The sequence below is a fragment of the Oceanobacillus aidingensis genome (genome assembly GCF_042654105.1).
GTDB lineage: Bacteria > Bacillota > Bacilli > Bacillales > Amphibacillaceae > Oceanobacillus > Oceanobacillus oncorhynchi.
Map to the genome: position 1 here is coordinate 40554 of NZ_JBHSFT010000007.1, position 24068 is coordinate 64621.

The 24068-nt window shown below is 41.2% G+C and carries 21 protein-coding genes; 10 read left to right on the forward strand and 11 right to left on the reverse strand.

Annotation, left to right across the window (positions count from 1 at the left end):
* Positions 1–153: 153 nt before the first annotated feature.
* The 8 genes from ACFO3P_RS04595 (at position 154) to ACFO3P_RS04630 (ending at position 9754) form a co-directional block, all read left to right on the forward strand.
* On the forward strand, positions 154–2061 hold the full coding sequence (locus ACFO3P_RS04595) for a beta-N-acetylhexosaminidase (RefSeq protein ID WP_042529093.1): 1908 nt from the start codon (positions 154–156) through the stop codon (positions 2059–2061).
* Positions 2062–2073: 12 nt separating this feature from the next.
* The gene (locus ACFO3P_RS04600) at positions 2074–3087 is read left to right on the forward strand and encodes a lactonase family protein (protein WP_042529095.1); all 1014 of its coding nucleotides are present in this window, start codon (positions 2074–2076) and stop codon (positions 3085–3087) included.
* A 267-nt stretch (positions 3088–3354) separates the two neighbouring features.
* Entirely contained in the window at positions 3355–4971 is a 1617-nt protein-coding gene (locus ACFO3P_RS04605) for an extracellular solute-binding protein (protein ID WP_289584488.1), read from the forward strand.
* A gap of 177 nt (positions 4972–5148) precedes the next feature.
* Positions 5149–6084 carry an ABC transporter permease gene (locus ACFO3P_RS04610; RefSeq protein ID WP_040978049.1) on the forward strand — a complete coding sequence of 312 codons (936 nt, stop codon included), beginning with the start codon at positions 5149–5151 and terminating at the stop codon, positions 6082–6084.
* 15 nt (positions 6085–6099) lie between these two features.
* Positions 6100–6996 (forward strand): carbohydrate ABC transporter permease, encoded by an 897-nt coding sequence (locus ACFO3P_RS04615; RefSeq protein WP_042529099.1) that lies wholly within the window; start codon positions 6100–6102, stop codon positions 6994–6996.
* A 34-nt stretch (positions 6997–7030) separates the two neighbouring features.
* Complete coding sequence (locus tag ACFO3P_RS04620) at positions 7031–7645, forward strand: YesL family protein (protein WP_289584487.1); 615 nt, start codon at positions 7031–7033, stop codon at positions 7643–7645.
* 96 nt (positions 7646–7741) lie between these two features.
* Positions 7742–8860: an amidohydrolase/deacetylase family metallohydrolase gene (locus ACFO3P_RS04625; protein ID WP_042529103.1), complete on the forward strand. Its 1119-nt coding sequence runs from the start codon at positions 7742–7744 to the stop codon at positions 8858–8860.
* 186 nt (positions 8861–9046) lie between these two features.
* The gene (locus tag ACFO3P_RS04630) at positions 9047–9754 is read left to right on the forward strand and encodes a GntR family transcriptional regulator (RefSeq protein WP_042529105.1); all 708 of its coding nucleotides are present in this window, start codon (positions 9047–9049) and stop codon (positions 9752–9754) included.
* Between the two features lie 47 nt (positions 9755–9801).
* Here the strand turns inward: ACFO3P_RS04630 and ACFO3P_RS04635 are convergent, their stop codons facing one another.
* Both ACFO3P_RS04635 and ACFO3P_RS04640 read right to left on the reverse strand, forming a co-directional pair.
* Positions 9802–10164 (reverse strand): DUF488 domain-containing protein, encoded by a 363-nt coding sequence (locus ACFO3P_RS04635; protein WP_042529107.1) that lies wholly within the window; start codon positions 10162–10164, stop codon positions 9802–9804.
* A gap of 164 nt (positions 10165–10328) precedes the next feature.
* The gene (locus ACFO3P_RS04640; protein ID WP_289584486.1) at positions 10329–11774 is read right to left on the reverse strand and encodes a processed acidic surface protein; all 1446 of its coding nucleotides are present in this window, start codon (positions 11772–11774) and stop codon (positions 10329–10331) included.
* 220 nt (positions 11775–11994) lie between these two features.
* Here ACFO3P_RS04640 and ACFO3P_RS04645 point away from each other — a divergent pair, with 220 nt between their 5' ends.
* Complete coding sequence (locus ACFO3P_RS04645; protein WP_042529115.1) at positions 11995–12717, forward strand: GntR family transcriptional regulator; 723 nt, start codon at positions 11995–11997, stop codon at positions 12715–12717.
* A 43-nt stretch (positions 12718–12760) separates the two neighbouring features.
* Here the strand turns inward: ACFO3P_RS04645 and ACFO3P_RS04650 are convergent, their stop codons facing one another.
* The 4 genes from ACFO3P_RS04650 to ACFO3P_RS04665 form a co-directional block, all read right to left on the reverse strand.
* Positions 12761–13450, reverse strand: coding sequence for an ABC transporter ATP-binding protein (locus ACFO3P_RS04650; RefSeq protein ID WP_289584485.1), 690 nt, complete (start codon positions 13448–13450; stop codon positions 12761–12763).
* Position 13451: 1 nt separating this feature from the next.
* Complete coding sequence (locus ACFO3P_RS04655; RefSeq protein WP_193064480.1) at positions 13452–14480, reverse strand: ABC transporter permease; 1029 nt, start codon at positions 14478–14480, stop codon at positions 13452–13454.
* A gap of 232 nt (positions 14481–14712) precedes the next feature.
* Positions 14713–15693, reverse strand: coding sequence for a LacI family DNA-binding transcriptional regulator (locus ACFO3P_RS04660; RefSeq protein ID WP_289584484.1), 981 nt, complete (start codon positions 15691–15693; stop codon positions 14713–14715).
* Between the two features lie 21 nt (positions 15694–15714).
* The gene (locus ACFO3P_RS04665) at positions 15715–17214 is read right to left on the reverse strand and encodes a sucrose-6-phosphate hydrolase (RefSeq protein ID WP_289584483.1); all 1500 of its coding nucleotides are present in this window, start codon (positions 17212–17214) and stop codon (positions 15715–15717) included.
* Positions 17215–17411: 197 nt separating this feature from the next.
* On the opposite strand from ACFO3P_RS04665, the gene ACFO3P_RS04670 reads away from it, so the two are divergent.
* The gene (locus tag ACFO3P_RS04670; protein WP_193064482.1) at positions 17412–19352 is read left to right on the forward strand and encodes a sucrose-specific PTS transporter subunit IIBC; all 1941 of its coding nucleotides are present in this window, start codon (positions 17412–17414) and stop codon (positions 19350–19352) included.
* Between the two features lie 115 nt (positions 19353–19467).
* Here ACFO3P_RS04670 and ACFO3P_RS04675 read toward each other — a convergent pair whose 3' ends face one another.
* The 5 genes from ACFO3P_RS04675 to ACFO3P_RS04695 all read right to left on the reverse strand — a co-directional run bounded on the left by ACFO3P_RS04675 (position 19468) and on the right by ACFO3P_RS04695 (position 24013).
* Positions 19468–19857 carry a hypothetical protein gene (locus tag ACFO3P_RS04675; protein ID WP_193064483.1) on the reverse strand — a complete coding sequence of 130 codons (390 nt, stop codon included), beginning with the start codon at positions 19855–19857 and terminating at the stop codon, positions 19468–19470.
* Between the two features lie 71 nt (positions 19858–19928).
* Positions 19929–21314 carry a sensor histidine kinase gene (locus ACFO3P_RS04680; protein ID WP_042529127.1) on the reverse strand — a complete coding sequence of 462 codons (1386 nt, stop codon included), beginning with the start codon at positions 21312–21314 and terminating at the stop codon, positions 19929–19931.
* The gene (locus ACFO3P_RS04685) at positions 21314–21991 is read right to left on the reverse strand and encodes a response regulator transcription factor (RefSeq protein ID WP_193064484.1); all 678 of its coding nucleotides are present in this window, start codon (positions 21989–21991) and stop codon (positions 21314–21316) included. Before ACFO3P_RS04685 ends, ACFO3P_RS04680 begins: the two co-directional genes overlap by 1 nt.
* A 70-nt stretch (positions 21992–22061) precedes the next feature.
* A complete protein-coding gene (locus ACFO3P_RS04690; protein WP_289584482.1) occupies positions 22062–23309 on the reverse strand; it encodes an ABC transporter permease in 1248 nt (415 codons plus the stop codon).
* A complete protein-coding gene (locus tag ACFO3P_RS04695; RefSeq protein WP_289584481.1) occupies positions 23306–24013 on the reverse strand; it encodes an ABC transporter ATP-binding protein in 708 nt (235 codons plus the stop codon). The genes ACFO3P_RS04690 and ACFO3P_RS04695 overlap by 4 nt, the downstream gene beginning before the upstream one ends.
* Between the last annotated feature and the right edge of the window lie 55 nt (positions 24014–24068).

Sequence of the window (24068 nt, forward strand, 5' to 3'; positions counted from 1 at the left end):
CCAAAAAAAAGTCGAAATTAACTACTTGAAAGGGTTTTCAAAACAATAAATTAGAATGCTGCTGTTCTCTTTAAAAGAGATTTGTTATCAAATAATACATTATAACGTTATGATTTAAAGGGGAACAGCATAGATATGAAGGGGTGATGATAAATGGAAATTTCAATTAAAGGGGATGCAGTGAGCTTACACGCAGGAATTGTAGAATTGCAGGAGGTCTATGCATTCCGTCTTGCAGAACAGGGCGGCATTGTACTGACCGGGAGGCAGGATGAGCGTATCAACGGGTTAATAATAACTTTTGATGAAGGGGGCGGCACGGTTACCTACCATGAGCCATGCCATTTTTTCAGAGCGCTTGGCTTGATTTTAGAACAGTGGAATAAGGGAAATAAACAAATCCATATTCAAGAGACGATGCAATTCTCCAGTGTAGGGCCTATGTTTGATTTATCGCGTAATATGACGATGAAGCTGTCTACGCTAAAGGACTTCATCCGGAAATTAGCGGTGATGGGACATAATACGGCAATGCTGTACATGGAGGACACGTATGAAGTAGACGGAGAGCCTTATTTTGGTTATATGCGCGGGCGTTATAGTGAACAAGAGCTGCGGGAACTGGATAATTATGCAAATCTATTTGGTATCGAGCTGATTCCTTGTATCCAGACGTTGGCGCATTTAGAGGAATTTCTGAAATGGGATGCGGCTTATACCTATAAGGATACGCGGGGTGCGCTGTTATTAGAGAGTAATGCTACGTATGATTTGCTGGACCGGATGATTGCTTCTGCAACCAGGCCCTTCCGTAGCAATCGCATTCATATTGGTATGGACGAAGCGGAAGAGGTGGGACGAGGCAGATATTTAAATATCCATGGTTTCAAGGATCGTTTTGAACTGATGAAAGCACATCTGGATAAAATCGTGGAAATAACGGATAAGTATCAGCTGCGTGTGGTGATGTGGAGCGATATGTTTTTAAAGCTGGCTTCCGAAACGGGGGACAGCTATGACAAAACCACAGATTTACCAGAGTATATCGTGAATCAGCTGCCAGATAACGTGCAGTATATGTATTGGCAGTATGCTCAAGCAGATAGGGAGCATTATCAGCGGATGCTGCAGCAATTAAAACGGTTTGGCAGTACACCGGCATTTGCAGGGGGAATGTGGGTGTGGAATACCTTTGCCCCGAATTATCAAATCTCTCTGACTGCAAGTGAGCCGGCACTTGCTGTCTGCAAGGAGGAAGGTGTAGGCGATGTATTTGTAACGCTTTGGGGAGACGATGGCTATGAGAGCAATGTGTACCATGCACTTTATGGACTGCAATTCTATGCTGAGCATGCGTATCATACCGAAATCGATATAACCCGTGTGAAGGAACGTACGTTATTTTGTACAGGTATGGATCCAGAAGCGCTTTTGGCCTTGAATAAAATGGATCAGCCGCCAGGGGTAGACGAAGGGAACACCTTACAGACGAACCCTTCTAAATTCCTGCTATGGCAGGATGTGCTGCTGGGATTATTTGATAAACATGTCGAAAAAAATCCTGTCGGAAATTTCTATAAGAAGCTGGCGGAGGAAATCCAGCAGTATAACCAGCAGGCGTCAGAGCGCTTTTTTGATGTGCCGGAGAAGCTGTGTTGGGTCTTAGCTAAAAAAGGGGATATCGGTGTCGAACTGAAAGCAGCTTATGATGCAGGGAATCAGGAAAAGCTGCAGGAAATTGCCCGACAGGTTATCCCGGAAGTGACAGGGCGTGTGAAGGAATTGCATGCTGCGCATCGGAAGCAGTGGCTGTCGTTGAATAAACCTTTTGGGTGGGAAGTAATAGATATTCGTTATGGAGGATTATTACAGCGTTTAGATACTGCCCGCTTAAGAATCGAGGAGTATGTAAGAGGAGATTTAGAGGCAATCGATGAACTGGAGCAGGAGCGGTTATATTTCTCTCCGAATGTGGAGGAGTCCAGCGGTTTGGGCTGGTGCAGCTACTATTATCGGATGGCTTCCCCTAACGTATTTTTTCATGTATTGCCAATTTATTAAGGAGGATGCCTCATGGATAAACGGAATACAGAAGTACTTGTCGGCTGCTATGGAGAAGTAGATTTGGCATGTATTCATTGGTTGAATATACATGCTGAATCAGGTGAAGTGACACCTCTGGGGGAACAAGCCGGAATTGCTAATCCATCCTTTTTAGTGAAGCATCCGGTGAAAAACCGTGTGTATGCCATCAGTGAAGCAGCGGATGGAGAGGTAGTTTGCTATGAACTGGACTATGAAGCCCATCGTCTGAAGGAAAGAAGGCGTTTGCCGACACATGGCGGTCCGTGCTACGCGGAGGTGAGTGCCTGCGGAAAGTATTTATTTATCAGTAATTATTCGAATGCAGGTGTTGTTGTTTTTGCACTGGATGATAACGGAGATCTGCAGGAAGAAGCAGAGCATATTGCTTTTGTCTCTGAAAACAGGCAGGCTTCCCGTATCCATACCGTTCGGCAAATTCCAGAAACGTCCCTTTTCCTGCTGACGGATATTGGTAAAAGCAACATCTATCTGTATCAATGGGATGAAGAGCGGAGGAGTTTACTTCCCTTTCAAAGCTTGACAGTCCCGGAAAAAGCAGGACCGAGGCATGTAGCTTTTCACCCGGAGAAGCCAATCGTATATGTGGTCAATGAATACAAATCCACCGTATCTGTCTATCAATATGCGGTTCCGTCGGACTCTTTACAGTGCATTCAAACGGTGGAAACAGTTCGTGAAATAAGAAATTATGGAGCAGAAATTCAATTTTTGGATGGCAAGGTGATTACCTCTAATCGGGGATCAGATACATTGAGTCTTTTTAAAGTAACTGAAAATGGGTCATTGGAAAAGGAAGGCTCTATTTCTGCAGGCGGCGAATGGCCAAGACATTTTTGTAGTAACCAATGGGTAGATAATCAATTATTTGTTTGCCACCAGCACAGTAACAACCTGGCTGTTTTCAAACAAATGAATGGTACCTATTCCATGATAGATAATACATTTTCTATACAGTCTCCAGTTTGTATTGTTGCTTTATAGCATTTTGAATCCATTCTAAAAGAACAAATTGGTGAGAAAATAAGCCGTCCGACAAATAAAGACAAAAGATTTATATTAATCATTATAATGTTATGTTGACGTTTTGGGATAATAGTGGTACTATTTTGAATAAGCAAAATAATCCGTATGACATCTTAGACATTATTTGATTAAAGGGGGAAGGAACTAAATTAAAAAATGAAGATGGCAGTTGTTTGTTAGAAAAAGTTTGTTTTACATTTTTACCTACTTAAAAGGGGGTTCATTATGTTAAAGAAATGGTTTTTCTTCATCGCAACACTTGTTTTTGTAAGCGCTTTATATGCGTGCAGCAGCGGAAATGACGGTGATAGTAAGGAAGGCGAAGCAGCGGGCGGCGATAATGTCAATGCGACAGGGTTTCCAATCGTAGAAGAGGAATTAGAGCTCACTATCTTTGCGAACAAGCCCGCACAAAATGAAGGCAATGACTGGAATGATATTTTAATCTGGAATACGTACAGAGATTTAACAAACATTAATGTGAATTGGAATTCCGTAAGCCCGGATGCTCTGGAGGAGAATAGAAACCTGGCATTGGGCAGTGGTGACCTGCCAGATGCATTCTTCCTTGCAGAGCTGTCAAATACGGATTTATTACGATACGGTTCCCAAGGGGCGTTCCTGCCATTAAATGATTTGATTGATGAATATGCACCAAATTTAAAAGCTTTAATGGAAAATGACCCAACAATTGAAAAAGCAATTACTTTCCCTGATGGTAATATCTACTCCATGCCATCGCTCATTGAAGATGATTTTCTCTCTTTACGGCTCAGTGCAAGACCTTGGGTGAATGAGAATTGGCTGAATGAGCTGGATATGGATATTCCGGAAACGACAGGAGATTTTTATGAATATTTAAAGGCAGTAAAAGAACTTGATCCAGTAGGAAATGGGGATACGATTCCTTATGGAGGTACAGACATTGCGGAGCTTGTTCAATGGCTGTCTGGATCGTTCGGCGTAATGAACCATGGTGCCTCCAACACAAACTTGGATTTAGATCCGAATGATGACTCGAAGGTGCGCTACTATGCAACCGCTGATGAATATAGAGAGATGCTGGAATACATCCATATGCTGTACGAAGAAGGATTAATTGATCAAAGCATTTTTACCATTGAATGGGGCCAGTTCCTTGCCAATGCATCGGATAATCTATATGGAAGTATGATTTTCTATGATCCAATTGAATTATTCGGGGAAGAGATTGGCTCGCAATATAATAGTTTAGCAGCTTTAGAAGGTCCAGACGGGCATCAGTCTTATAATAAACTTTCATCCTCTGTATGGACTCCAGATAACCTGGTGATTACCAGTGAAAACCCGAACCCGGCTGCAACGGTCCGCTGGATGGATCATTTCTATGGAGATGAAGGTGCAGAGCTTTACTATATGGGTGTAGAAGGAGAAACATTTGAAATAGAAGATGGAGAAGCCGTTTATAGTGATCATATTTTGAATCCGGAGGGTGACATGACATTTGAACAGGCGATTGCCCAGGATTTAACCTGGCTTGGTTCCATCAGCGGAATTATTAAAGCAGATTACTTCCAAGGAGGAGAAACCGCACCGCAATCAATGGAAGCAGCTGAAAAAATTGAGCCGCAAGTCATTGATGAGGTATGGCCGAGGTTTACTTTCACAGAAGAGGAAAACCGTATTCTGCAATCAACAGGTGAGGACATTAATAAGTATGTAGAAGAAATGCGCGACAAGTTTATTACAGGTGATGAAGATTTAGATAACTGGGATAGCTATATCCAAACGATCGAGCAAATGGGAATGGAAGAATTGCAGGAGGTTTACCAGGCTGCATATGACCGCTATCAATCTAATTAAAGCAGAGGTTTAAAAAGGTTCATTCACATCGAGAGGGCAGTAGATCTCATGCCCTCTCTTTTTTTACAAGTGGGTACATCATGAGATGGATTACATAAGAAACAAGAATGGATTTTCGCTGCTGCTGTGTTTCATTTAGCAGGGAAATTCCATAGAAAAAAGGGGGATAACGGAAAGATGGCAAAAAATCAATCCATACAAAAGGGTAGAGGAGCCGTTATCAAAAAGAATTTTCTGCGCAACTGGCAGTTATACCTTTTCATGATGCCAGTCTTTTTGTACTTTTTTATATTTCATTATATACCAATGTACGGTGTGCAGATTGCCTTTAAGGATTATTTTGCAACACTTGGCATTTGGGGAAGCGAATGGGTCGGGTTTGAGCATTTTGAACGTTTCTTCAGCTCCTATTATTTTTGGAGACTGCTCAAAAACACCATTATTTTAAACCTGTATATGCTGGTCTTGTTCCCATTGCCGATTATTTTAGCGTTAGCATTTAATGAGCTCCGAAATGGTGCATTTAAAAAATGGACACAGACGCTGACCTATGCACCGCATTTTATATCGGTTGTCGTTGTTGTCGGGATGCTGGTAGCTTTTCTGGACCCGAATACAGGCTTGATAAATCACTTATTACGTGCGCTTGGAATGGATACGATTCCGTTTTTGACCAGTCCAGACTGGTTCCGCCATATCTTTGTATGGTCCGGTCAATGGCAGACGCTGGGATGGAGCACGATTATTTACCTTGCTGCACTGGCAGGCGTGAACCCGGAATTACATGAGGCGGCTAAAGTAGATGGTGCGACACGGATGCAGCGGATTACAAGGATTAATATTCCAAGTATTATGCCGACAATCGTTATCTTGTTTATTTTGAATATCGGTAATTTCATGCAAATCGGGTTTGAAAAGGTACTCTTAATGCAGAATACGCTGAATTCAGAGACGTCGGACGTTATTCAAACCTTTGTATATGAGACAGGGATATTGGAAGGACAATACAGCTTTGCTGCCGCTGTCGGGTTATTTGAGTCAGCTATTAATATCGTGCTTTTGATTACTGTGAACCAAATTGCACGGAAAGTTAGCGAGAACAGCCTATGGTAAGGAGGGAGATGCGTGATGTCCAGGTTCAGTTTGTCGGATAAAGCCTTTGACCGGCTCAATTTAATATTTGTTTTGCTTGTGACGTTAATCATTATTTATCCGCTGATATTTGTGATTAGTGCGTCCATCAGTGATCCTCATGCTGTAAACACAGGGAAGATGTGGCTATGGCCGGTAGATTTGACGTTTGAGGGTTTCCAGCGTGTATTTCAGAATGATGCGATTTGGACAGGATACAAAAACACCATTCTATATACAGCAGTCGGCGTCATTATTCACTTGTTTGTCCTCCTGCCGGCATCGTATGCGTTATCGCGGAAAGAATTAATGGGCAAAAAAGCCTGGCTTTGGTTTATCTTATTTACGATGCTATTCAATGGCGGATTAATTCCTACGTATTTGGTCGTCCGCAATCTGCAGATGCTGGATACGATGTGGGCGATTGTGATTCCCGGAGTAGTCGGTGCCTGGTCGATTCTCGTAGCGCGGACCTTTTTTCAGCAGACGATTCCCGATCAGCTGGTGGAAGCAGCTAAAATCGATGGAGCCAGTGATATTTATTTATTTTTTAAAGTCGTCTTGCCGTTATCGATGCCAATCATTGCTGTTATGGCATTATTTCACGGCGTTGCGTTATGGAATCAATATTTCAATGCGCTGATTTATTTGCGGAGTGAAGATAAATTTCCGCTCCAGCTTATCTTACGGCAAATTCTCATCCTGAATGAAGTGAGTGCAGACAGTGCGTCCAGTGCTGCCGGAAGCGCGCAGTCCTTTGCAGATCAAATAAAGACAGCTTCCCTTGTGAAATATGCGGTGATTATCGTATCTGCACTGCCGCTGCTGATTGTTTACCCGTTCCTGCAGCGTTTCTTTGTAAAAGGAGTATTGATAGGGTCTGTGAAGGAATAACAGTACACATACACAAAGGAAAGGAGAGGTAATGATGGCAGAGGTAGCTCGCGGATATTATAGCGTTGCGATTTGGATAACACGTTTTGCTTATCTGAATATATTATGGATTCTATTTACGATGGCAGGTCTTCTTTTCTTTGGAGTTATGCCTGCAACGGTCGCGATGTTCGCTGTTGTCCGCAAGTGGCAGCGGGACGAGGAGGAAGTTCGGATGTTTGCAGTATTCTGGGAAATCTACCGGCAGGAATTTTGGAAAGCGAACGGTCTTGGTATTATATTGTTCGCGCTTGGCTACTTGTTTTCGGTACAATTTCAAATACTTGGTGCACAAAGCGCCTTAGTCTATCAAATGGCCCAATTTTCCGTTGTGATCGCCTTTGCGCTGCTGGCTGTATTCTTGGTTTATTTATTTCCGGTCTATGTCCATTTTAAGCTGCGAACCATACAGTACTTAAAATGGCCGCTAATTATTGCGATTGTTCATCCGATACTCACGGTATTTTTACTGGTTTGTATTGGTGCAGGCGGTTATTTAATATTTCAAGCATTTCCGGCAGTGCTTTTCTTTTTCGGAGGCAGCCTTTCCGCTTACTTGATTACGTGGGGGGTGTCTAAAACATTTGCAAAGTATGAAGCGGCAGTCTAGAAATAATAAAATAGATAAAACGAAGCGTCATGAAGCGGGAGTTTTACAGGCGGTTTTCCGTGATAAAAGAAAAGCATGGACAGAGGGGGACGGGCGATGGTACAGGTGATTAAAAATGCATTACTTACGAATGGGCAAAAGGCAGATATTTTAATTGAAAATGGGCGAATCAAGGATGTTGTCGCAGATGCAGGCAGCTTTTATCCAGTTCTGGCAGATGCAGAAGGGATGTATGTTTCGCCTGGGTGGATTGATCTACATACACATGCTTTTCCAAAATATAAGCCTTATTGCGCTGTCCCTGATAAAATTGGTTATCAAACAGGAGTAACCACTGTAGTCGATGCGGGAAGCAGCGGAGCAGATACGATAGAGGAATTCCACCAGATTGCAAAAGCGGCAAAAACCAGGGTGCTTGCTTTTCTGAATATCTCAAGGATTGGTTTAAAACAAATGGATGAATTAGCAGATATAAATAATATTTCCTGGAACGCAATACAAAATACGGCAGCTGATTATCCTTTTTTCATTATTGGGTTAAAAGCGAGGATGAGTGCCAGCGTGGTGGGGGATAATGGGTTAAAACCGCTGCAACTGGCAGTAAAGTACAGCAAAGCGCTCAGGAAGCCGCTCATGGTCCATGTAGGCAGCGCCCCGCCCATGCTGGAGGAGATACTGCCTTTGTTAAAGAAAGGGGATATTCTCACACACTGTTATCATGGGAAACACGCCAATCATATTCTAAAGCCTGGAGGAGAAGTTGCCTCGGCTTTAGCGGAAGCCGTCCAAAGAGGTATCTATCTTGATGTAGGGCATGGGAAATCAAGCTTTTCCTTTTCTGTAGCCAAAAAAGCAATGGAATCAGGAATATCTTTTGATACAATCAGTACGGATATTTATGAGGAAAATCAAATAAATGGCCCCGTGTACAGCATAGCAGCAACATTGACGAAATTCCTGGCATTGGGTTATTCATTGGAAGCGGTTATCCGTGCGGTAACAGAAATCCCGGCACAGGTTTTAAAGCAGCCGAAGCTAGGTAATTTTCACCGCGGTTCTTATGCAGAATTTACTTTTTTTACTGTCGAGCATCAACAAAAAACGCTGGTTGACTCGATGGGAAATGAAATCATCACAAACCAAGTGATTAAACCGCAGGCTGTTTATCTCGGTAATGAATATATTGAATTGGAAAAGCATTATTCCTATGAATAGCAGGGGGAAGGGACCCCTTTCCGGTTGACTACAAATTTTAGTATGAGCAGGATTCTTGGTATAATAAGAAAGTAGAAAAAGATATAACAAGCATGGGCATGCGTTCATCAGGAGATACAGTGTGAAAGTAAGGGGAATGACGGGCACGCATACAGTGGATTTGGATATAGAAAGGTAGAGATGACAATGAAGCTAAATTTAAGACAGGGATCCTTATACTTACAGGTGAAGGAGATATTGAAGGAACGAATAATTAACGGACAATATCCCAAAAACAGCTTAATTCCTTCTGAACCGGAATTAGAAAAAGAATTCGAAGTGAGTAAAATTACGATTCGCCGGGCGGTGGAACAATTAGCTCAGGAAGGATATGTGGAGAAAAAAAGCGGCATTGGGACGACAGTACTGGCGAACCAGGCTGTTTCGAAGCTTTCCAAAGGACAGCGTTTTTCTGAATATCTGATTGGGGAAGGTCATCAATTAGGTAAAAAGCTGATCGAGGTGGAAAAAGTAGACGCTATCCTGCCTGCTATCCATGATTTAGCTGGGGAAGGCGCTTATTGTGTAGAACGTCTCTATACATTAGACGATAAGCCCTACATTCATTTCAGGCATTATATTCCATCATCGATTTCCCTGCCAAATGATCCCAATGTCTTTGTCAATTCATTATACGATATGCTCTATCAGGAGGGAATCCGCTTCTTTCGGTTCAAGGATGAATTCAGCGTGGCTATCCCGGAGCCGGCTGTTGCAGAGATGCTGGAAATGGAGCTGCAGCCGTTACTGCAGCGGGAACGTTTTTCTTATGACGAGCGTGACAGGCTGGTAGAATATTCGGTTGCTTATTACCGGACAGATATCCATAAGTATATTGTTAATTTTAATGTATAGCGAAAAGCGTACCTGAAGTAAGGTACGCTTTTGCTGTGCTTATAGCATTATTTTGGGAGTTTGCTTTCCAGTACTTCCTTTAATACCAGGGCATGATTGTGTTCTTTATCTTTGGCAGCATACAATAAAATAAGTGTCTGCTGCTTTTGCAGTTTCTGGAGTTCAGCTAATTTCTTTAATTTTTCATCATCATTTAGCAGTTCTTTTTTATATGCTGATTTAAAATCTGCAAATTTTTCAGGGTCATGGTTAAACCATTTTCGTAATTCTGGCGTAGGTGTTACTTCTTTGGCCCAATCATCGAGCTCTGCGTCTTTTTTGGAAATTCCCCGCGGCCAGACTAAGTCCACTAATACACGATATCCAGAGTCGTTAGATTTTTCATAGATACGTTGCAGTTTGATAGACATTGATTATTCCGCCTTTCCAACCAGTTGATTTCTCTTTAAGTTTATCATTTATGCGATTTGGTTTCTATGGATTGGTTCAGGCTGGAATAATTATATCTCAACTTTCGCACCTAAGAATAAGCAAATATATCTTACTTTTTTAATGTGCAAATGTTGATTAATATTTATACGGTTTGCTTGCGCCTTCTTGCTAAAAACAGCAGGAACCCGCCTGCTGCAATAAATGCCAGTCCCCAGATTCCTTTTTCTGCATAATTAGAAGCAGTATCAGGGAGCTTTTTCTTTTTATCCCTATCGCTTTCAACTGTTGAGGCTGCTTCCATGTCCACGTCAGCTTCCGCTGTTTTTGGAGATTCCTTCACATAAGAAGTCTCCTCTGTTGCCGGAGGTTCTTTGTCCGGGCTTGTGATGACGGAAGGCTCTGTTTTCTTGTCTGCTTCCTTTTGAATCGCATTTCCAGTATCTATAATCGTATCAGCGTCAACTATTTCCCCGGAAATAATCAAGTCAGCAAGAAAGTCTCCTTGCAGGTTATAAATATTCGCCTTCAAGTCCGTATTTTCGAGCTTTGTTAAGCTGAATAGTGTCTGCAGGGTGATCGGCTCTTCTCCTTCATCTGTAACAAGAACAAATTCTACATGGAACTGAAAGATATCAATCAATTCATGGAAAATAGATAATAGCTCCGTAGCTTGTCCAGGCGTTAATTCTGTCGCTTTCTCAAAATCGGAAAAAGCCATCATGCGTTCTGCTAAATTGAGCATTCTAGCAATTGTTTCATCACTGGTGATGTCTGGAATACTCCGAATATGCTCTTCCAAACGAAGCAGTTCATCCTCTGTTAAATCGAACTCCTCCATAAAAAAGCTTAAATCAAAGAAATCCTCCTCCCAAATAATTTCGCCGTCTAAATCGTTGAATAAATCATCTAAGAAAACATAGCTATGGATGTCTAGCCCGTTATCAGAGATAAGCTGCAGAACATCTTCTGTGGCCATTTCAAAATAAGGACCGACATTGCTCAAATCTTTATGGATGATTTCTCCTAAAAAGTCGGACAGCTCGTCGACCGTCTTAAAATCATTTAACTCAGATCCGTAAAGAGCTAATGCATTTTCAACATGGTCAGAAGTAACTTGAAAGCCCCGGATTGCTGTTGCTTCGGCCAGATAATCTGCAAGTTTTTGGTCAAAATCAGGCTCTCTGGGTGTTAAATTGTATAAGTAATAGTCCGTGTTCATATAAAGATCATCTAAAAAAATATAATCCTCTAAGGTTTCGCCAAACTCAGCCAGGGTTGCCCGGAGGGTACTCTGGTCAATATTATAATCACTATAAATCTGTTTTAAATTGTTACCATCTTGATGGATGACCTCTCCTAAGAAGTCTTTTAAATCGGTGACGGTATCAAAGTCCTCTAGATAGAAATCATAAAGCGACAACGAAAATGCGATATCCTCTTTGGTAACTGTAAAGCCGCGTACTTCACTAATTTCCGTTAAATAATTCTCCAAATCTTTTTGAAAGCTGTTTGATTGCGCATCTGCAGTCCCAGGTAAAACGACAAACAAAAATAAGAATAATGCAAAAATTTGTGTCGATTTCCTCATTTCTTCTCCTTTTCGATTAAAATAACTAGCTCAATGAGAAAATTATAGCCTTGAAATCCCTTTCTGGCAATCTATTTTTTGAAATATTTTTCAAATTTAAAAAGTATAGAGATTTCACACTGTCAAAAGAAGGATTACATCAGGAAACGTTTACAAAATATAAAGGTTATGTCACTATTAGTATACAAGTATTCATCGATTGATAAAGGAGATATGCCGCATGAAGACATTTTATCCGAAGAAACAGCTGAGTAAGGAATCTAAGGGTGAGCAAGTGCTTGCAGAATTAAGAATGAGGATTATTTCCCGCGAAGTCAAGGCAGGAACGGTACTATCAGAAAATCAACTGGGGGCTTTATTTGATGTCAGCCGCTCTCCGGTGCGAGAAGCACTGCGTGTGCTGGCCAGTGAAAATCTTGTGCGATCCGAGCGGATGGGTGCAGTTGTTGTCGGTATCTCTGAAAAAAATATTGAAGAAATTTATGATGTCCGCTTAATGGTGGAATCCTTTACGTTTGAACGTCTATTGAAAATGCAGACAGATGCACTGGTTCAAGAATTAAGGAAAACGTTAGAGATGATGGAAATTGCAATCAAATACAAAGATGTAGATCAATTTTCTTTTCTAGATCTGGAATTTCACGAAACGGTTATTAAATACATTGACCATCATCATATTATGATGCTGTGGACGAATTTAAGACCTGTTTTGGAATGCCTGATTATTTTATCGATGCGCTACCGGATGATAACGGATGAAAAAGATTTTGAACGTGTTCTTTATAACCATGAGCTTATCGTGGAAGCCATTGATAAAAAGGAAAAGAATTTAGTGGACCTGGCTTTTGAGAGAAACTTTCATGATGTGCACAATCAAGTAGAACCTATCTGGACAGAGGAAGAGATGATGAAGACGGTAAGAGAATATAGTGCAAAAGAATAGGCAGCAAGCTATTTTAATATAAAATAGCTTGCTGCCATTATCTTCAAATTGTTTTATCTTGGACGATTTTTCCATCTTGCATTTCAATGATATGATCGGCAAAGGTCAACATGTCCATATCATGTGTAACCATTAAAACCGTAATATTTCGTTCCTTTGCGAGCCTTTGGATAAGTGTCATTACTTCTTTAGAGCGTTTGGAATCAAGGCTGGCAGTAGGCTCATCGGCAAAAAGCATTTTAGGGCTGTGAATAATCGCTCTTGCTACAGCGATGCGCTGCTTTTCTCCTCCAGATAAAGAGGCCGGATAAGCATCTTTTCGTTTCCACATATCGACCAGTTCTAAAATCTCTCTGATTTCCTTTTTCTGCGTTTGCTTGGAAAGAGGGGTTTCCGCAGTCTCCAGCATCAGAGACAGTTGTTCCTGGACGGTTAAAAAGGGAACCAGATGCGCAAATTGAAAAATAAACCCAAACTGTTTCGCCCGAATTTGACGGAGCTCTTCCCTTCGCATCGATGTCAGCTGTTGCTGCTCGAAGGAAATCTGCCCATCAGATGCTGTCTGCAATCCTGCTGCAATGGTCAGCAGGGTACTCTTGCCTGAACCGGAAGCACCGGTTAAGGCAGTAATTTTTCCTTCTGGCAGGGTAACATCAATCCCTTTTAATATCTCTTCTTTCACCTCTCCGTGAGTAAATGTTTTTTGCACGTTTTTCATCGTAAATAAACTCATTTTACATCTCTCCTTGCTGTATAGCCTGCATTGGCTCGACACGCTTAATTTGAATCCCGGACAACGTGGCTCCGATAAATCCAATGATGATAAAAACGAGAGAGAGCAGTCCTGTTGCCTGCCATGTTAAATGAAAAGGCATTCCGCTTGGCGCCAGTACTTGGAAAGTCTGGCTAATGACAATAGATAAAATCAGCGAGATCACAGAGATGATAAGCATCTGCGCCCACATCATTTGAAACAGCTTTCCTGTCTTAACACCTAATGCCTTTAATATGCCGTAAATACCCAGCTTTTGAACGTTGATCATATAGAAAAAGATGGCAAACAACATCCCGCTGATAACCAGCAGGAAGATGACAATCATATTCAGTGACATCTGTTCGGCACTGTAGCTCGGGATCGTATTTAAAAATTCACTATTTGAAAAAGCCTGCAGATTTTCGAAGGCTGGTGCATCCCCCGTGATAAATGCGAGCTGCATCGAGTCGGTATGGAAGAACGTTTGAAAATCATCCGGGTTGATAAATGCCGCCGGTGAGTGACTGTATTTTTCATGTTCTACAAATCCTGCTACCGTCAATGTCTGTTCCCACTGTTCATTTGTTATTTCATCTCCTACCGCGATTCCTTCTTCTTCCAGTGATGCATCTAAAATAACATCGCCAGCGTTGACCTCTGGAAAATAGGTGCTGTCCGTTGCTGCTACATAAGCAACGCTGCGCTGTTTATCTGCAGTGTCGATAAAATTCCCCATCTGGATTGAGAAAAACGTGGTCTCAGGCTGTTCTTCTGTTATTTCTTGCTGCTGCTCTTCTGACAGACTGGAGAAGCTGTAGGTTTCGTCTGCTTCTTCCTCCATATAAAACGTCCCGCCCGGCAAATTTTTAATCAGTGAAGCATTGTCCTGCGAGAGCCCATTTGCCAGGCCGGATATAATAAAAGTTAATAAGCTGATTAAAAAAACAATCGAGCCCAGGATGGTATAACGTAATTTATTCTTCTTCATTTCTTTCCATGCCATTTTCATCTTGCTCTAACCTCCTGAATGTTTCGTATATCCAGAAGTATATAGGGCGAATATGAACGCAATATGAACAGGAAATGTCAACAGAGGTGTTGCAAGTATTTTAAGAGGGAAATAAAAAAGCCGATTTCTGTCACTTAAGTTTGAATGGAAAGATTCAAAATAAATGAAAGAATATCGACTATGTTTCATAATCTATGGAATTAATTAGCTGCGAAACGATTTACATAAACAATCAGCTGGTCTGGCCTTGCATAAATCTAACAGGTAATTGATAAAGACTATCCAGCTCCACATCTGCATTATTTATCCGTTTCATCAGTAAATCAATCAAGAGATCGACAAATTGATCAATCGGCTGTAAGATGGTCGACAGCTGCGGAAAATAGTTTTGGATAAATTCCGTCCCGTCATAACCAATTACTTTTAAATCTCCCGGGATATCAATCCCTAATTCCTGCGCTTTGTTAAGAACCAAAATGGCTGTTAAATCATCCGTACAAAAAATACTGTCTATATCCTCTTTGGATAATATCTGGCGAATTTCCGTAGCTTTTAAAAATGGAGAATGCTCCAAGGGGAAGTGGTAAACCATTGGTTCTAACTGATGCTCCTTTAATACAGATAAATAGCCTTCCAGACGCTTGTTTGTCGGTGAATCGGATTCATTCGTCCCTGTGAGGATGGCAATTTTTCTGCCGCCTCTTTGATAGAGCTGCTCCGTTGCCAGACGGCCGCCTTGATAGCTGTCGCTGGAGACAATAGGAATACCTTCTGCCAGATGACGGTCAAATGAAATAATAGGCAGCCCCACATTTTCATATTCCGGAATTCCCAGATTATGCGCTCCTGCAATAATACCATCTACTTTGTTAGCAGCGAGCATTTTTAAGTAGTCCCGTTCTTTCTCCTTGTTATTGGCGCTGTCACAAAGAATCGTTTTATATCCTTTTTCAAATAGCTTTGTCTCCATTTTGGATGCTAATTCGCCAAAAAAAGGGTGAGATACAGTAGGGAAGATCAGACCAATCAATTGTGTATCTTTTCCCTGCAGCGAGCGGGCCATCGAGTTCGGCTGGTAATTTAATTCTTCCATCGCTTTGTGTACCTTATCGATGGTTTTCTGGCTTAGGTAGCCATAATGATTAATTACCCGTGAAACGGTTGTTGCTGAAACGCCTGCCCTTTTCGCTACATCTGTCAATTTAACTCCCATGATGCTCTCACCCTTTACTTATTACTCATTCATTTCGCGTAAGGTCCAGAAATCTCCCGTATAATCCCCTTCAAACCCTTGAAGGAAGATATGCGTCTGCTGCGGGTCTTTCACAAAAACACGGCTCGTGATGACGCGATAGCCATCATTAACAAAAACCTCGCAGACAGAACGATCTGCAAAAATATGCAATGTCAGCTTATCCTGTCTTTTGAGTGCAGCAGTTCTAGTGGAACCATAGGACTCTCCAAAAGGGATACCTGCCTTACTGCGGTCCATGCTTATTGTATCATGTTTTGCATCGAAAGAAATCTTCAGACCTTCTTTATTCTGCTTATCTGCAAATAAATATAAAGAGCCGGATGTACCTGCATTTAATTCGAGCTTTAATTCATAAACATTGCTGTCAGGTGAGCTTAATAACGTATCGGATGCTTGTGCAGAACCCTGCAATTCCTGATGATTCTGCCGTAATTCCTGCATTTCTGCAACTGGTTTTTGGTACAGATGATTTTCCTTGATGGACAATTCTTTCACGATACTGAGGCAATGCGCCCATCCTTCTTCAAAGGTAGGATAATCAATTTCCGGCAGCCCAATCCAGCCAACGCTCAATACACGGCCATCCGGTGCCTGGAATGCTTGTGTTGCATAGATATCAAAGCCTTCATCAAGGTTGATTAAATCAGACGTGTTTTCGATCGATACCGTCTCTTTATTAAATGAGGAACCGATGACATACATATTTGGATAGATATTTTGATAAGAGGAAATGTCTTTGTCTAAACCCTGTGGGCAGAACAGCAGCACAGGCTGACCGTCTACCAAAACGAAATTAGGGCATTCCACCATAAAGCCCATTTCTTCTGTTGTATAATCTAATTCACCAAGCAATTCCCAATCTGTCAGATTGCTGCTTTGGTAAGCTAATACCGCACCTTTTTCATTTTTTGTTTGGGCACCAATCATCATCAGGTAATGATTCTGATAACGAAATACCTGCGGGTCCCGAAATTCATGTGTATAGCCTGCCGGCGGACTATCGATTAAGGGTTCCGTTATTTTTTCTACTTCCATTTCCGTGTTCATCCAAGCACCCAGCTGATAAGAATGACGCTCCCACTCCTCGTTACGCACATTTCCTGTATACATTAAAAATAGCTTGTCTTCTACTGTCATCGCTGAGCCTGAATAAACCCCATGACTATCATAAGGAGAATCGGGTAATAAAACGTAATCATGCTGCTCCCAATCAACTAAATTATCCGATACCATATGATACCAGGACTTCACGCCGTGCACAGGTCCAAATGGATAGGCCTGATAAAATAAATGCCACTTCTCATTGTAGAATGAGAAACCGTTCGGATCATTTAAGAGGCCGGTTTTCGGTTGAATATGAAATGCCAGCTTCCATCCGGACTGCTCTAACTCTGCCGCAAGCATATCCTGATAGCTTTTAGACCATTGGTGATAAGGTTTATAACGCAAAGGTGTCGTCCATTCTGTTATTAATTCCATACTTTTTCAACTCCTTATATCTATTAAACTTCTTATATAGAACATATGCAATAATCATTAATATGTCAAACGTATAACATAATATTATCTAAATTAAAAGCATTTATATAAATGATTAGTGAAATATATGATAAACGATTGACATATTGGTTTTTTGTTTGTATGATAAAAAAAACGGTTACAGGGAGGAAGAAATCATGAATCATAAGCAGGTTGCAGAAGATATCCTGAAAATGCTTGGCGAAGATAATATACAAGCTGCCGCTCATTGTGCAACTCGTTTACGTTTAGTCTTAAAAGATGATGAAAATATTGACCAGCAAGGATTAGATAATCATCCAGATATTAAAGGAACGTTTAAACAAAATGGTCAGTTCCAGATTATTATCGGTCCTGGTGATGTAAATAAAGTGTATAAAGAATTAACAGATGCAACAGGCATTCAAGAAGTATCCAAAGACGATTTGAAAGCAATATCGGAGGAAGAGAAAAAACCGAATCCAATCATGTCATTTATTAAATTACTGTCTGACATCTTCGTGCCGATTATTCCGGCCTTAGTAGCGGGCGGTTTATTGATGGCTTTAAATAATGTGCTGACATCTCCGGATTTATTCGGCCCGCAGTCGGTTGTAGAAATGTTTCCTGCCATTGAAGATGTAGCCAGTATTATTAATCTGCTTTCTTCTGCGCCATTTGCCTTTTTACCAATTCTGATTGGTTACTCCGCCACGAAGCGATTTGGCGGTAATCCGTACTTAGGTGCTGCAATGGCGATGGCCATGGTTATGCCGGATTTAGTCAATGGCTATGCGGTAGCAAATGCGATTGAGGACGGAACAATGAGCTACTGGAACATTTTTGGTCTGGACGTAGCACAAGCTGGGTATCAAGGGTCTGTATTGCCAGTCTTGGCAGTGTCATGGATTTTGGCTAACATTGAGAAGTTCTTCCATAAACGGCTGGCGAATGCATTTGATTTTACCTTTACACCAATGTTTGCGGTAATTATTACTGGATTTTTAACGTTTATTTTTGTCGGACCACTGATGCGTTCCTTGTCTGACGGATTAACAGACGGTCTTGTGTGGTTATACCAGACCACAGGAGGATTTGGCTTAGGGATCTTCGGAACGTTCTATTCTGCAATTGTTATCACGGGGCTGCACCAAAGCTTCCCGACGATTGAAACGATGCTGCTTGCGGATGTAGCAAACACTGGCGGTTCCTTTATTTTCCCGGTTGCTTCCATGGCAAACGTAGCCCAGGGTGCGGCATGTCTGGCAATCTTCTTTGTTACAAAGAATAAAAAGCAAAAAGGTCTGGCGTCTTCTGCAAGTGTATCTGCGATGCTGGGTATTACAGAACCGGCGATTTTCGGGGTGAACTTAAAACTGAAATTTCCATTCATTTGTGGAATGATTGGGGCAGGCATTGCTTCTGCATTTATCGGCTTTTTCCATGTGCTTGCAGTAGCAATGGGACCGGCGAGTGTGATTGGTTTCATTTCCATTGCACCTAATTCGATTCCAATGTTTCTGATTGGTATTGTCATTAGTATGGTAGTTGCTTTTACGTTAACCTTTATCTATGGAAAGCGAAAATTAGCTGCGCCAGAAAATGATAAAAGCCCGGAAGAACCGGCAAATGAAACGAATACGGAAGCTACTTCTGTTCAAGCAGGCGAAGTAACAATCAGCTCCCCGCTTACTGGAAAGCTTATTCCGTTACAGGAAGTGAATGATCAGGTGTTTTCATCAGAGATGATGGGGAAAGGGATAGCTATTTATCCTGAAAAACAGCTGATTGTAGCTCCGGCAGATGGGACGATTACCGTCACTTATGATTCTGGGCACGCTTTTGGAATTCGTACGGATCAAGGAGCAGAAATCTTAATCCATATCGGTATTGATACTGTAAATCTGAATGGAGAAGGCTTTGATTGCAAAGTAAGCCAAGAACAGCAAGTGAAAAAAGGCGATATTTTAGGAGCATTCAACATCGATGGAATAAAAAATGCCGGTTATGATCCAACGGTAATGATCATTATCACCAATACGGGTGATTATGCGGAAGTATTTCCTGTAAATCAGAAAGCAGTTACGGAAGGCGATAATTTACTGCATTTAAATAGATAAACAGTCTATCTCCCTACAAGAGGAAGATTGGTTTCAGACAGTATATTAATAATCTGAAAAAGAGAAGGGACATTTTGTCATCCTTCTCTTTTTCACGTTGGATTAACTCTTTATTTTAGTTTGTTTCTGTGAACAGGGTAAGAATAAAAAAGCAGGCAAAGCTGATTAGAAGTGTGACTCCGCCTCCAATATAAAGAATAAGTGTAAGCAGCTGCGGCAGCTCAAATGGCTGTACCATATACAACCACATTCCAAGCGTTAAACCAATGGATCCTGCTGCTGCACTCCATACATGGAGGGCTGTTAAGAAAGGTGATTTTGGCTGAAAAACTTTATAGAATATTGCCCAGCAAAATAGGGACAGCCAGCCGACTACCAGACTGTGGGCATGAACAGGGCGGAATGCATATGATCCTGAACCTGCCATATGTGCGCCCAGAATGGCACCGATGAGACCGAAAACTCCTGATAAGATTAATAACAAACGACTTGGATTTTTAATCATAATGTCCTCCTTATTTCTTTTGCTTCATCGTAACGAATGAATATGAACGCATTGTGAATAAGGAGAAAAACTTAGTTAGAAATCGGCAAAGTAACAATAAAGATAGTTCCGGCAGTTTCACCAGGTCTGGCTATGACAGTACCGCCGTGTAAATCTATGATTGTAGCCACAATGGATAAGCCCAATCCTGTGCCTTTTACACTCCTTGTACGGGAAGCATCCGCCCGATAAAAACGGTCAAAAATACGTTCTGCTTCCTCTTCAGAAATACCAATTCCCGTGTCTGTAAAAGAAATAGAGCATTGCTCATTTGTATATGTGAATTGAATATCAATACTGCCGCCTGATTGATTATATTTTAATGCGTTGGAAAGCAAATTATCCCAAACCGTATTTAACAGTGAAGGGTCGCCGTAAATTTCCAAGTCAGGGAGTGTGTAGCTCAGCATGATTTCTTTTTCATGAATCAGCCATTGATAACTTTTTAATAGGTTTTTTAATTGACTGCTGACGTTAAAATGCTTCTTTTTTACAATGTGCTTTTCATGATCAAGCGAAGCAAGCAGCAGCAATTGGTCCGTCATGGTGGATAAACGTCCGGTTTCTTCATTAATAATTGAGATATACTGCTGCCTGTCTTTTTCTGTTAATTCGTTATCCTCCAGCAAGTTCGTATACCCTTTGATATTAGATAATGGAGATTGAATATCGTGCGAGATATTAGAAACAAATTCTTTGCGTACTTGTTCGTTTTCCACAATTTGTTTCGCCATCTGTGAGAAACTTGAGGATAACTCTCCAAGCTCATCCTTTCGTTTCGTGCTCAAGGCATTCACCTGGAAATCTCCTTTAGCCAGCTGTTTAGTAGCATCACTAAGCCGGGAAATGGGTTTGATAAGGTAATTTGTGCTAAAAAGAACAAACAAAATACTAAGGATAATTGTTAAAGCAAAGAGCACTCCAAATAATAAATGCATTTCGTTGAAGAGCAGCTTGATGTCTGGTCGGATAAATAGTGCGAAGCTCTCTCCCTGATACGTAAGCGGCACCCCAATGGAATTCTTCAGCTCATTGGCAAAAAAACCTGTTACAAAGGTTTCCTGAGGGAAATGGAGCATGCCATGGTAAACTTCCCCGTTCAGCACATTTTCCACGACAGCTGATTCCAGATTATTTTCCCGGAAGGCTGCTCCGAAGAACTGTTCTTGACTTGAGTTATCCACAAGGTATAGTTGATAACCGACATCTGCTATATTTGATAAATAGTCGCTGATATCGATTTCTGGATTATTTTCAATAAACGCAGCCATATCTAAGGCGATTTCTGTATTTTTTGCATCGTTTTGGGGCTTCAGAGAATGCTGGTAATAGGTATTCGATATGAAAAAGGCAATCACACCACTAAGCAGCATGATACCAATAGTGACAGCAGCAAATTTAACATATAGTGACCGCATTATTCTGCTGACTCCAGACAATAGCCAACACCTCGGACAGTTTTAATGGAAAAAGCAGAAGTCAAGGAAGAAAAACGCTCCCGCAGTCGTTTGACATGAACATCTACGGTACGGTCATCACCTTCATAATCGATTCCCCACACTTTTTCAATCAGTTGTGAGCGGGTAAACACATTTTGTGGATAAGTTGCCAATAATGCTAATAATTCAAATTCCTTTAAGGGAAGTAACAGGGTTTTATCCCCAATCTTTACCTCATAACTATCCAGATTAATTTCGGTATCTCCCAATCGTATGATATGCGTATCGTTCTCCTGATGGTAGCGGCGCAGTAAAGCATGAATACGGAAGCTGAGTTCACGCGGTTCAAATGGTTTTACTAGATAATCATCTGTTCCCGCCAGAAAGCCTTCTTCCTTATCCTCAATTTGCCCTTTGGCTGTGAGTAAAATAATCGGAATATCGTATTGCTTACGAATTTCTTTTGTCAGCTGAAAACCGTCCATAAATGGCATCATTACATCGACGACGGCTAAATCACAGCTGGTTTTATTTAAGAGAGATAAAGCATTTGCACCATCCTTGGCTTCTGCAACGAGAAAACCTTCCTTTTCAAGCTGGATCCGGACAAGCTGTAAAATGCGGGTATCATCATCAACAATTAAGATTCTTTGCATATGGGTAGTCTCCATTCATACTAGTTCATACTTAGTTTAAGCTTACAGCAAATGATAGCAAGCTGCCAAATTATTCTTCGATGCTTACGTGATTAACCGGAACATAACGAATATGCCAATACACCAGCCCTATTCCCGACAACACACTGATAATAGAGAAAATCAGCATCCCGAAAAGACCAAATTTAAAATATCCGAAAAGGAGTCCAATAACGAATAGGATAGGCGAACTCAGCCGTCGTACGCTTGTCTCCAGAGATCCTCGCAGCATGGATTCTCTCCATGAGAAAAGCTCAATAAAGGAGTTAAATCGAAAGCCAAGCCAGCCTGTTTTAGTAATATCCACAATGATATAGATCGAAGCCAGCCAAAATAGATAGCCAGTCCAATGCGGTGCAGATACAATCAGCACCGCAATTAGGAGTCCTGTAAGCTGAACAAGCGGCATCAGCACCGGTAAATTGCGGAAGAAGGATTTAAAATAGGCATCGGTGAATATCATTTCACTGCTTTGCTTTTGAAACATAACCTGTGATTCCTTCCAGAGCCTGATTGGTTTTGCAGAAGGAGGTTTGTACCCTTGCTGCCGGACATTGGTAAATAAAAGATTAACCCATTTTCCTCTTGTTTGTTCATCCATTTCAGCAATTTTTAAAAAATGGGTTCCATGATAAGCAAGCTTGTCAGATACAAAAGTAATAGCGATAACACTTAAGGTTATCCACATTATCCACAGAGGTAAATGTAATAAGATACCCTGTGATAAACTTATCCACAATATAAGGATTAGAATAATGGATATCGAACGAATAATAAAAGAGGAGATATGAATCTGTGCATATTTTTTCCATAGGGTTAGCAAACATACGCCTGAGAGATAGTAAAGCCATAAATATCCCAAAGAAAGCAGAGATAAAGAGAATAGTTTGCTTAGAAAAGGTGCAGCAATGATAAAAAACAACGTTGCGGTAAGTAGCATCATACTAGTTGAATAGACGATTGCATATTGAGAGATGCGCCGCAGCAAGGGAATATTTCTGCTTAAGAAAAGCTGGTCCGCCAGATAAGTAAATAATTTGATATGATGGAAGAAAAAGCTTATTACCAATATCATCATCCAGCCATACCAGCCAATGAAATTTAATAGAAAGGGGATATCCTGCAGCCATTCCATGTAGAAAAAAGCACCAATAGCAATCCCGGGAATCAAGATATAGATAAATAAGGTCCAATCCAGTATCAGCTTGCTGGCTTCCCATAGATTTTTATAATCGGACTGGAGCCGTTTGAGGAACAGCGTGCGTGCAGTTCCATTCATGATACGTCCTCCTCTAATAATTCATAAAAACAATCTAAAAGAGAAGTGCCAGCGGACTGATTTGTTTCTTTTTGTAACTCCAGTAAATCTCCTTGGAAAATCGTGTTTCCTTCGTTTAAAAGAATGAACCGGTCACAGAGTTTCTCTGCGGAATCCAGGACATGTGTAGACATCAACAAAGCGGCTCCGCGTTCTTTTTCCTGATACAGCAGGTTAATCAAATGCTTTGTTGCGATTGGATCTAATCCAATAAAAGGTTCATCAATGATATAAATGTCCGCTTCTGTCATAAAGCTTAGACAAATCAATGTTTTTTGCCGCATTCCTTTGGAAAAATGAATAGGCAGTTCATGTTCTTTACCCGTAAGCGAAAATTTCTTGAGAAGATCCTTTGCGCGGGGCTCCCAAATAGTTTGGGGCATTTCATAAGACGTCGCAGCAAGCCGTAAATGCTCCCAGAGCGTAAGGCGATCATAGAGAATCGGCTCTTCGGGGATGTAGGCCAGCTGTTTGTCTTTTTCTAATTCAATATTTCCATGTACATGCTCCATGGTGCCGATGATTGATTTGATTGTTGTACTTTTCCCGGCGCCATTTGCTCCGATTAAACCGACAATTTCACCGGGACAGATGGTGAAATGAATGTTTTGCAGATAAGGTTCCTTTTGCTGATAACCTGCTGAATCGATATGTACCTGCAGCACAGAATCTCCTCCCTGAGTTATAGAGTGTGTTTCTATTTAAGTAAATGAATTATTC

Coding starts and splice junctions, on each gene's coding strand:
- ACFO3P_RS04595 (WP_042529093.1), top strand. CDS start 154: ATGGAAATTTCAATTAAAGGGGATGCAGTGAGCTTACACGCAGGAATT.
- ACFO3P_RS04600 (WP_042529095.1), top strand. CDS start 2,074: ATGGATAAACGGAATACAGAAGTACTTGTCGGCTGCTATGGAGAAGTA.
- ACFO3P_RS04605 (WP_289584488.1), top strand. CDS start 3,355: ATGTTAAAGAAATGGTTTTTCTTCATCGCAACACTTGTTTTTGTAAGC.
- ACFO3P_RS04610 (WP_040978049.1), top strand. CDS start 5,149: ATGGCAAAAAATCAATCCATACAAAAGGGTAGAGGAGCCGTTATCAAA.
- ACFO3P_RS04615 (WP_042529099.1), top strand. CDS start 6,100: ATGTCCAGGTTCAGTTTGTCGGATAAAGCCTTTGACCGGCTCAATTTA.
- ACFO3P_RS04620 (WP_289584487.1), top strand. CDS start 7,031: ATGGCAGAGGTAGCTCGCGGATATTATAGCGTTGCGATTTGGATAACA.
- ACFO3P_RS04625 (WP_042529103.1), top strand. CDS start 7,742: ATGGTACAGGTGATTAAAAATGCATTACTTACGAATGGGCAAAAGGCA.
- ACFO3P_RS04630 (WP_042529105.1), top strand. CDS start 9,047: ATGAAGCTAAATTTAAGACAGGGATCCTTATACTTACAGGTGAAGGAG.
- ACFO3P_RS04635 (WP_042529107.1), bottom strand. CDS start 10,164: ATGTCTATCAAACTGCAACGTATCTATGAAAAATCTAACGACTCTGGA.
- ACFO3P_RS04640 (WP_289584486.1), bottom strand. CDS start 11,774: ATGAGGAAATCGACACAAATTTTTGCATTATTCTTATTTTTGTTTGTC.
- ACFO3P_RS04645 (WP_042529115.1), top strand. CDS start 11,995: ATGAAGACATTTTATCCGAAGAAACAGCTGAGTAAGGAATCTAAGGGT.
- ACFO3P_RS04650 (WP_289584485.1), bottom strand. CDS start 13,450: ATGAGTTTATTTACGATGAAAAACGTGCAAAAAACATTTACTCACGGA.
- ACFO3P_RS04655 (WP_193064480.1), bottom strand. CDS start 14,480: ATGAAAATGGCATGGAAAGAAATGAAGAAGAATAAATTACGTTATACC.
- ACFO3P_RS04660 (WP_289584484.1), bottom strand. CDS start 15,693: ATGGGAGTTAAATTGACAGATGTAGCGAAAAGGGCAGGCGTTTCAGCA.
- ACFO3P_RS04665 (WP_289584483.1), bottom strand. CDS start 17,214: ATGGAATTAATAACAGAATGGACGACACCTTTGCGTTATAAACCTTAT.
- ACFO3P_RS04670 (WP_193064482.1), top strand. CDS start 17,412: ATGAATCATAAGCAGGTTGCAGAAGATATCCTGAAAATGCTTGGCGAA.
- ACFO3P_RS04675 (WP_193064483.1), bottom strand. CDS start 19,857: ATGATTAAAAATCCAAGTCGTTTGTTATTAATCTTATCAGGAGTTTTC.
- ACFO3P_RS04680 (WP_042529127.1), bottom strand. CDS start 21,314: ATGCGGTCACTATATGTTAAATTTGCTGCTGTCACTATTGGTATCATG.
- ACFO3P_RS04685 (WP_193064484.1), bottom strand. CDS start 21,991: ATGCAAAGAATCTTAATTGTTGATGATGATACCCGCATTTTACAGCTT.
- ACFO3P_RS04690 (WP_289584482.1), bottom strand. CDS start 23,309: ATGAATGGAACTGCACGCACGCTGTTCCTCAAACGGCTCCAGTCCGAT.